This is a genomic window from uncultured Cytophaga sp. (genome assembly GCF_937863595.1).
GTDB lineage: Bacteria > Bacteroidota > Bacteroidia > Cytophagales > Cytophagaceae > Cytophaga.
Map to the genome: position 1 here is coordinate 1 of NZ_CALMGQ010000083.1, position 9,875 is coordinate 9,875.

Genomic DNA, 9,875 nt, shown 5'->3' on the forward strand with positions numbered 1-9,875 from the left:
TGTACTACAGCTAAATCAGGAGCCGATAAGTAAATCTGATTGTTGAATTTTTGATGGTATTATGTAACTAAACATATAATAATTTATACATAACCTGTATATGTTGGTTTTTTTATTCATTAATATGGTGGTAATAGATTGATAAAACGAATTATTTAAATGGGATATATGATAATTAATAAATTGATTATCATATAATTAATTATTTGTTTATAAAAATCTGTAGCAATCTTGTACATTTTAAAAATTAATTTGTATCCTTGTGGGATTTTAAAGTTTGAAATACTACATAAAAGAAACGTTAAGATTGGTATCAATTTAAAAAGAAGTTAAACAATATGTCTAAAAGCATGCGAGTAAGAGTTCTTACATTGCTCCTTATTTTAGGTTACGGCAAAGTTTCTGCAGGCACACATACAGAGTATGATAGTGCACGAGTAACTAATTATACGCCGGTTGCAGCTCCTTTATCAAGCAAAAAATGGTTTTCATTTTCGCCTATGTTAAAGAGTAGCACTGCAGCACAAACCGAAGAATCTGGCACAAAGCAGTATAAGAGATGGACTGGTTTAAAGTATTCCGGTTATATTAGATCTTATAATCAGTATCGAGTAATGCCTCAGCATAATTCTATTGCCCCTCAAGCAAATGAATTATTAACGGTAAATGGTCTTGATATTGTAAATAAGGTTTATACAGGTTATCAAGAGCCTTTGTTTTTGTTACGTGTCGAAGGTAGTCCGACTGCAAAAACATGGTTTCAAGTTGAATACATGTTTGATAATCAAATGATGGGTATTATTCGCGAAGATAGTGTCGCGACTCAAGCACCCGGAATTGGTCAATCATCAAACAGACGTGCTATGGTATATCGTATCATGCAGTTTAAAGGATATGCCAATACGAAAGTAGGGGATTTTACTTTAATTGCTGGTGGTGGTGTGAACTGGGCAAAATTAAGTCCTTTTACATTGGCGAATTACCAATATCGTGATGATATGTTTGAGCGTTATCCATGGCAACCAGAAGGTAATTCTTTCGGCTCGTACAATAGATATTATAACGAGCAAAATATTGCGCGTGATCAACGTTGGGGTAATACTGGTACCCAAGGTTTTATGTTAGTTGGTAAAAATTTACCAAAAGGTTTTGGTTTTACCTTTATTGCTGGTAAATCAGATAACTCAGGTGGTTTTCAAACTTACTTAACGAAAACGCCTAAAAACATGATCGCTGGTAGAATTGACAAATCATTTGGTGTACATAAAATTGGATTGAATTTCTTTGATCAGTTTGGTACGTATGATGCGGTTGGTTTTAGATTAGATCCAGCTTATGATGCAACAGATCCTCATTATTTAGGGTCTAAAGTAAGACAACAAATTATTACGGTTGATGGTCGTTTTAATGCTTCAAAATTTAAAATTTTCACTGAAGTAGGTATGGGCCGTTTTCAAGATGGTTTATTTACGGACAGAGATTATGAATTACTTTTTGATAAAAAACAAACGAAAGATTCAGTTACAGGATTGAATTACAACTGGAATAATCCATTGAAATCACACTGTTTTAACTTTCAAATGGATGCCTTAAAATCTTGGTTTGGTATTCCACTTTCTGCTCAAATATATTCTGTTAGAAAATCTGTAGCAAACGTAAACAGTGAATCGTTAAATACTTCGAATAATCACACTGTACCTACACCTACCAATATTAATACGAACAATGATATAACTGTGTTTCCTGGAGCTATTACGGATGTTGGTCAAATGGCTAACAACAGATGGGGAGGTAGTTTGAAGCATGAAGATTCGTATGGAAAATTAAAAGTACGTGCTGCTTGGGCATTCAATAAAGAATGGGAAAATGTTTCTGATATTTTTTCTAATAGAGGGAATAGCATTTCTTACTGGCACCAAACAAATTCATTTACACAATCTAGATTTACGTATTTTCAAAAGTATGCTGGTCCATACCAACGCAATACAAGTATTTACAGAAGAGTTTATGAATCATATGGCATTACAGATACAGTAGTAAATTATTTGAAAATGTATCAGACTTTGAATTTAAACTTAGCTTATAAGTTGAAGGTATTGGGTCGTGATTTAATTTTAAATAACTTCAATACCTATAATTCTGTTACAGATCAAGGTTTCAATCCACTACCTGTGTTTACAGATAAGGCATTCTTAAGAACATTCTACGAAGAGTTAATGGCATTTTATAGCATACATCCTAAAGTTACACTCGTAAGTTTTGGTAGTTTTGAAAAAGTGCTTGGTAACAATCGTGTTGAAAAGGCTTATACTACTTATGGAACTACTGCTGATGGTATTAGTTATGCGCCAGGAGATGTAATTAAAGATCTTCATAACAATCCTACTTTAAGCACTACAGCTGATAAAGGAGCAACTATTAACCAATTTGGTTGGGGTTATGGTTTAGGGGTTGATTATGATTTCTCTAGTAGAGCTGGTCTGTACATAAGAAACAGATGGTTTGGTCAGAAAGACACCCATTTCACCCTTAATAATTATAAAGGGATGGAAACAACAGTTGAATTAAAAATATTTTTCTAAAAATATAAATTTAGTATAGATGTCAACAATGAGAACATTTGCTAAAAAAGTTCTAGTACTAGCAGCAGTGTCTGCAGGTACGATGATGGTTTCAAACGCTCAAGTAGTATATTGGAACGGATTAGGTCGTGCGTTAGTAACGAGTAGTTACTTAAACGGTAATGTATTGCAAAAATATACAGATAATACGGATCCATTAAATCCTGTTATTACACAAGGTAAAGATACAACCTCGGCTAGAAAATCTACAGACGGTTATACCATTTTCGATTTAGGCGTAAATGCACAACCAAACGAAACATTGAGAGCAAGCGCAACGTTGCGTTTATCGAACAGTTTTGGTGGTTTCTATGGTGATGGATCGCAATTTATTTTCCGTCAATTGCGTTTAGATGGTATTATTGGTAAGAAAGTTAAATACGAAATCGGTGATATCGATTTAGAATTAAGTAAGTATACCTTATTTAATTCCAATGAAATATACAATGATTACGAATCGGACATTTTTGCACAACGTAGAAGTGTAGTTGAATATGAAAACTTCAACTTTGGTAATAAATGGCGTTTGCAAGGTGCTAACATGGAAACAAGCTTGCGTTTTAAAAGCGGTATCGAAAAAATTGGACTTCAGTTATTTGCAACTAGAAATAGAAGATACAGACCAGCAATTACTCCTGATCGTTTCATGTTAGGTGGAAGAGTAGGGATTGTTCAAAGCCGAAGCATCCAGATTGGTGGTAACTACGTATATCTATTCGATGCAGCTGGTACTGTAAGTTCTCCAGGTTTAACAAATAAGAACCAAGTGATTACTGCTGATTGGAAATTTACAAAATTTACTGATAAAATGGACTTTTCATTCTACGGTGAAGCTGGTACTTCTAATAATAAATTCGCTCAAAAAGAAGTAGATACAATTAAAACAAGTGATGATTTCTATGATTTAGGAGTTTCTGCTAAATACAAACCCTTATTATTAAAAGTGTTTGCAAATTATAGATATGTAGGTACAGACTTCTTTAGTTCTGGTGCTCAGACAAGAAGAATGAATGATTATGGTTATGGCGGTGCTCACGGTGGAAATACCCTAGATTTATTCAATCAAGTAAATAATAATGCTACACAAAGAGGTAGTATGGGTATGGGTGGAGCAAGTATGTTGGATTATGTTTCAGATCAGAACCTTCGTAATTTAAATTTGCAAAACACGTTGATGATGTTTAATCCTGCTTACAATAATTTAACTCCTTATGGACAAGCTACTGCAAACCGCAAAGGTTTAACTTTTGGAGCGTCAGTTGGTAGTACAGAAAAAGTTATTAAAGCAGATGTAGTTGCCGATTTATTGTCTGAAGTTACTTCTGTAGGTGATACTGTAAATCAAGCATTACGTAATTTCTTAGGTGTTAAAGGTGGTGTTATGTTTAATGCACACAAATTATTACGCTTTGAAAAGGATATCATCTTTACAGTAGGTGCTCGTTACGAACAAACGAAAAGAGACGGTTCTGCACCAGTTGATTTAACCTCTACATTAATTGATTTGGGTTTAACTGTTGAAGTTGTTAAGAACTTAGATTTCTTAGGTGGTATTAAAACAATTAATGCAAAAGGCAATGAGTATATCTATGCTAGAAATGTATACAACCAAATTGATCAAACAATTGGATTTACAAATTTCAATTTAAATCAGAATCAATTCTTATATTCTTTTGGTGCTAGATATAGATTCAGCAAAAACACGTACTTCACTGTTAACGGTGTAAGTCAAAATGTAAAATTTGCTGATGCGGGTAACAAAGACTATAAAATCAATCAAATCTTCTTCAATTATACAATGATATTCTAATTTTAATAAACATTAAGAATATGAATATAGTTAAAATAACAACCTTGGCATTACTCATAATCTCTTTTGCTTCATGCAAAAGAGATTATGCAGAAAGCCCCAATAAAGCGCCTACAAATATAGCCGCTACTAAGGGATTTGTGTGTGACACGTTTTATACAACTGGAAATGCAAACTTTGAGATAGGTACATATCCTTTTTTCGCGACATTTAATGAAACGGTGTCTTGGAAAATAGAATTAATAGGACAAACCTCTACGGCTACAAAAACGATTTTCTCTACATCATCTTCAATCAATTCTTTAAATTCAGGTTGGAATGGTAATCATGACGGTCTTTATTATTTTGAAGTTGGTGAAATGGTGACAGCTAATTTAATAATTAGTGGCAAGCCTGGTATTACTTCATCGATATCTTTTTCTATAGATGCGGTGAAAGATGCTATAACTGCTTCACCTACCTTTATGTTGGTAACCCCAGCATCTGATTTTGAAATTGCAGGCACTTATCCTACACAATTTTCAATATTTCCTGTAGGTGGGTTATATGACCCTGCTTATAAAATACAGGATGATCAAATTCGTGCTCCTCAAGGTGTTCAATATTTGAGATTGGAAGGCGTATCTACAGAACAGAATGGGTTCTTTGTTGGTGGTATTCAATGCAGAAAAAATACTACTGCTGCTTTTAATCCTGCTGATTCAACTAATTTCTTCCCTAAATCATGGACTGACCCTTCAAAAATTTATTTAAATGTTTTTGTTCGAGGAAATGATTTGTTGCCAAAAGGAAATCAACCTTATGCAACGCTAAATTTTGAATGTCAGGAAGATGACAATATGAATCCAAGTAATGTGGGTAATTGTGATTATTATGCTAAAAAGCCTGTAGGAACTAACCCAGATAATTTCTGCCCTTCTTCAGAAGATTCGTGGGTATTTAAAATTCCAATCACGCATAAAGGCTGGCAATTATTTTCTTCTAAATACAGTGATTTATTACCTTCAGAAGATTTTGGAAACGGTGGTTTTGGAAATAGAAAATTGGAACCACAAAAAGTTGCAAGAGTTCAGTTTGGTTTAGTTTCCAGTCCTCCGTTCAATCTTGTTTCGGTAGACATAGATTACGCGTGTTTTACATATGGAGCACCACTTGATCCTAACAAATAATTTAAACGATTTAAGAAATGAAATTCTTAGCTTCAATACTCATATTATTATCTGTTACTGCTAAGCAATGTGCTTCTTTTGAATCACAAGTTTTAGATGATAATAGCCAAATTGCCGTAATGGAAGACCCTGATTTAGGAACCCCAGCATGTCAATATCAAAAAGGAACGCTTGACGAATTCAATGGTGAAATTTATAGCTGGTGGGTTAGTAACGACCAAACAAAGTTATCCAAAACAGGAGACACCTTAAAAGTTGTTGGTAATGCAATTGGCTCTAAATGGGATTGTTTTGGAACTGAAACAGCACTATTGGATATGTCTGCTTGTTCAGTTATCAAAATTCGTTGTAGAGCTGAAGGTGAAAAGCCGCCGACTATAATTATCCACATGAAAGATGTGGATCAAATGGATGCAAATGCTGATTCTCCGAAACAGCGCATTCACTTAGGTTCAGAATACAAGGATTACTATTTCGATTATACAGGTAAGTGGAGACAGTCTTGGCCTGACAATCAAAAAGTAAATGAAAAATTAATTCATGACTTCTTGATTTTCATCAATGGTGGTATGGCTGATTGGACAGGTACCTTATACATCGATTATATCAAATTTGTATCGATTGATGAAATGCCTAAAGTAGAAGCTACGAATGGTGGTATGATTGCTGACTTTCAAGATGAATTGTATTCTTGGTGGGTAGCAAACGAAAAGTTAAATCTTGAGAAAAAAGGCGATGTAATGTCACTTGAATGTACTGGGGTAGGTCCTGGATATGAAACATTTGGTAGCGCTATCAATCCAATGGATTTTACAAAAGCACATATTGTTCGTGTGAAAGCAAGAGCAGAAGGGGCTTCACCAGATTTACGTATGGATTTTAAAGATAAAAATGGTCATACTACCAATAAAGATCCTTTAGTTAAGAAAATAGAAGTTTCTTCTGAGTTCAAAAACTATTATTATAATTATGATGGTAAGTATGCGCAATCGTATCCTGACGATCAAACAGTAGATCCAACAGCATTTAAAGATATCATATTCTTTGTTAATCCAGGTGGAGAGCCTTATACAGGCAAACTCCTAATTGATGAAATTGAAGTAATTACAGACGAGCAGTATAAACAACTGACAAATCAATAATAAAACAAATACGATGCTTTAAAAAATTAGGCATCGTATTTGTTTTTAAATCTATTTATTTTATTTATTCATTCATTTAAACCAGAAAATATGGTTTCAATATCCAATATTAAAACAGCGGGTTTCTTAGCAATTGCTTTCGGATGTGCAACGGCATTGTTCGCTCAGAAGCCAACGGATAAAATTCGTGTAAACCAAATTGGTTTCTATCCATCTACAGAAAAAATTGCTATTGTAACAGATTCAATTGCAAAAGAATTTAATCTTGTAGATGCTAAAACAAAACAAGTAGTATATACAGGTCCATTAAAACCAAAAGGAATATGGGAATATTCTGAAGAATATTCGAACGAAGCAGACTTTTCTAAATTTAAAGATGTTGGTACATATTATATTAGTGTAGCAAATGTTGGTGATTCGTATCCGTTTGAAATTTCAAATCAAGTGAATTTGAATATAGGAAAAGCATCATTGGGTTTCTTGTATTTTCAACGTGCATCAACAGCTTTACCTGCACAATATGCAGGTAAGTGGGCACGAGCTGCAGGCCATCCAGATAATGAAGTAATTGTACATGCTTCAGCAGCTACAGCTACACGTCCGGAAGGAACTAAAATCAACTCTTCTAAAGGTTGGTATGATGCAGGTGATTACAATAAATATATTGTAAACTCTGGTATTAGTACGTATACATTGATGGCTTTATATGAGCAATACCCAAAATTCTTTGATACGTTAAAATTAAATATTCCAGAAAATACAAACAATATTCCAGATCTTTTGGATGAAGTTAGATGGAATTTGGATTGGATGGTTACCATGCAAGACGAAGATGGTGGTGTGTATCACAAGTTGACAAATACAAACTTTGATGGTTCTGTAATGCCTGCTGATGCTACCAACAATAGATATGTTGTCATGAAAACAACTGCAGCATCTTTAGATTTCGCAGCTGTTATGGCTGTTGCCTATCGTGTATACAAAAAAACAGACAAAGCGTTTGCTGATAAATGTTTAAAGCAAAGTGTCGCTGCTTACGAATGGGCAAAAATCAACAAAGGAGTTGTTTTCAACCAAGGTGTAATGAATACTAAATTTAACCCAGACATTAATACAGGAGCTTATGACGATGGTACATTAAGTGACGAATTCCAATGGGCTGCAATTGAATTGTTTATTGCAACAAACAAATCTAGATATTCTGAAGATGCAAATCTTGAATTTACATTGCGTACAGATTTTGATTTACCAAACTGGGCGAAAGTAAACACCTTAGGATTATATAGTTTAATTCAAAATAGAGATAATTTGCCAGAAGAATTCAAGCCTACATTAGAATTAGTGAAAACAAAAATTTTAGATTTAGCTACTAAACTTCAAAAATACCAAGCTAGCAAATCTGAATTTGGTGTAGCAATGGGCTTGAGTAACGGGAACTTTAACTGGGGAAGTAACTCAACTGCCGCCAATCAAGGTATGTTATTGATGAATGCATATAAATTAACCAATGAAAAGGCGTATTTAACTGCTGCTATTTCAAATCTTGATTATCTTCTAGGTAGAAATGGTACAGGATACTGTTATTTATCTGGTTATGGCACAAAACAAGTAATGAATCCCCATCATAGACCAAGTGAAGCTGATGGTGTTGTAGCACCAGTTCCTGGGATGTTAGCAGGTGGACCAAATCCAGGTCAAGAAGATGCTGGTACTTGTACTGGTAAATACACAACTAAAATCGCTGCTAAATCTTATATTGATGAGCAATGTAGTTATGCAACAAATGAGGTTGCAATCAACTGGAATTCTCCATTTTCTTTCTTATCGCTTTCAATTGAAGCAAATAAAGGAAAAAGATAAATCATACTCATACATACATGTAATAAAAAAGGGGCTTTTAAGCCCCCTTTTTATTACATGTAAACAACAACTCAATTCTAAGTTTCGTATAAGGATATATAATTAAATTGAAGTTGTATGAATGCACTTAGATATATATCCCCAGTCCTTATTCTTGCGTTTATTTTTGTAACGACAGTTGTAAATGCACAAGATTTTTTAGAAGACTTAAGTTTATATCCGGATTCATATATTAACAAGAAAATACACGATAATCCAGATATAAATCAATACTATCCATTTATAGATGGGAGAGGTAATTATCCAAACTTAAACGCAAAAAAAGAATTTCCTAAAACGATTGCTTTAATTTCATTTTATATTTGGAATGACCAACTCATTGTTACTAATAAATCTGTTGAAGATTTTTGGAAAGAAACGAGTTGGATTGATTCTGTTAGAGGAAATAAACTTGCATCTTCTTTAAACAGTTATTCTATTGAATCCATTGTGAAACGTTTTGATTCATTAGGTACAAAATTAATTACACCAAATGATTTTACAGATGCACAAAAAGAAGTTTATAAATCTTTAAACGTTACTTATTCTAAAAATTTCAGAAGAAAAAGTAGTGATTCTATTTCTTATGAATTGTGTTCTGCTGGTAATTATAAATTCATTAAAATTTCAAATAATAAATTAGATGTGAATTTTATTAATTCGTTTGAAGAAATCGCAACACTATTGAATGTAGATGCAGTTTTATTAATTGAAAATAATGTTGGGTTTGATGGGAGATTAGGATTAATCAATTCCATACGAATGAATTTGTATGGCTTCAATCCTATGGGAGTTGATAAATCAAATGAAAATGTCAAAAAAAATAAAATTGGTTATAATAATTTTCAATTATATACATCCATAGAACTAGAAATAGATGCAATTGTAAGTCAGTACAATGAAGCCAAGGAACTAACATATGAAAATTATATTGGCTATGATCGATTATTAGATTTAATGATTGATAACATGTATATAGCGTATAAAAAAAGAACAGAAATTGCGCCTAAGAAAATTTAATTCTTAGCGCAATTTATACCAGCTATATATCCTGTTGTCCAAGCTGCTTGAAAATTAAAGCCGCCAGTAATTCCATCAATATTTAATGCTTCCCCAGCAAAGAAAAGTCCTTTATGAATATTGGATTCAAATGTATCAGCATTAATATTAGACAAATCGATTCCTCCACAGGTAACAAATTCTTCCTTAAATGTAGTTTTCCCTTGTGCCGCTA

The 9,875-nt window shown here is 33.3% G+C and carries 7 protein-coding genes; 6 read left to right on the forward strand and 1 reads right to left on the reverse strand.

Annotation, left to right across the window (positions count from 1 at the left end; all coding sequences use genetic code 11):
* The first annotated feature begins 350 nt into the window (after positions 1–350).
* The 6 genes from Q0543_RS07455 to Q0543_RS07480 all read left to right on the forward strand — a co-directional run bounded on the left by Q0543_RS07455 (position 351) and on the right by Q0543_RS07480 (position 9,661).
* Entirely contained in the window at positions 351–2,582 is a 2,232-nt protein-coding gene (locus Q0543_RS07455) for a hypothetical protein (protein ID WP_299250897.1), read from the forward strand.
* Positions 2,583–2,601: 19 nt separating this feature from the next.
* Positions 2,602–4,431 (forward strand): hypothetical protein, encoded by a 1,830-nt coding sequence (locus Q0543_RS07460; RefSeq protein WP_299250899.1) that lies wholly within the window; start codon positions 2,602–2,604, stop codon positions 4,429–4,431.
* Between the two features lie 20 nt (positions 4,432–4,451).
* Complete coding sequence (locus tag Q0543_RS07465; RefSeq protein ID WP_299250901.1) at positions 4,452–5,600, forward strand: hypothetical protein; 1,149 nt, start codon at positions 4,452–4,454, stop codon at positions 5,598–5,600.
* Positions 5,601–5,617: 17 nt separating this feature from the next.
* The gene (locus Q0543_RS07470) at positions 5,618–6,742 is read left to right on the forward strand and encodes a hypothetical protein (RefSeq protein ID WP_299250903.1); all 1,125 of its coding nucleotides are present in this window, start codon (positions 5,618–5,620) and stop codon (positions 6,740–6,742) included.
* A gap of 90 nt (positions 6,743–6,832) precedes the next feature.
* A complete protein-coding gene (locus Q0543_RS07475) occupies positions 6,833–8,602 on the forward strand; it encodes a glycoside hydrolase family 9 protein (RefSeq protein WP_299250905.1) in 1,770 nt (589 codons plus the stop codon).
* Positions 8,603–8,719: 117 nt separating this feature from the next.
* On the forward strand, positions 8,720–9,661 hold the full coding sequence (locus tag Q0543_RS07480) for a hypothetical protein (RefSeq protein WP_299250906.1): 942 nt from the start codon (positions 8,720–8,722) through the stop codon (positions 9,659–9,661).
* Here Q0543_RS07480 and Q0543_RS07485 read toward each other — a convergent pair.
* The coding region (locus Q0543_RS07485; RefSeq protein WP_299250908.1) for an NAD(P)/FAD-dependent oxidoreductase at positions 9,658–9,875 on the reverse strand (218 nt) is incomplete at its 5' end. The two genes, Q0543_RS07480 and Q0543_RS07485, sit on opposite strands and share 4 nt — an antisense overlap.

Coding starts and splice junctions, on each gene's coding strand:
- Q0543_RS07455 (WP_299250897.1), top strand. CDS start 351: ATGCGAGTAAGAGTTCTTACATTGCTCCTTATTTTAGGTTACGGCAAA.
- Q0543_RS07460 (WP_299250899.1), top strand. CDS start 2,602: ATGTCAACAATGAGAACATTTGCTAAAAAAGTTCTAGTACTAGCAGCA.
- Q0543_RS07465 (WP_299250901.1), top strand. CDS start 4,452: ATGAATATAGTTAAAATAACAACCTTGGCATTACTCATAATCTCTTTT.
- Q0543_RS07470 (WP_299250903.1), top strand. CDS start 5,618: ATGAAATTCTTAGCTTCAATACTCATATTATTATCTGTTACTGCTAAG.
- Q0543_RS07475 (WP_299250905.1), top strand. CDS start 6,833: ATGGTTTCAATATCCAATATTAAAACAGCGGGTTTCTTAGCAATTGCT.
- Q0543_RS07480 (WP_299250906.1), top strand. CDS start 8,720: ATGAATGCACTTAGATATATATCCCCAGTCCTTATTCTTGCGTTTATT.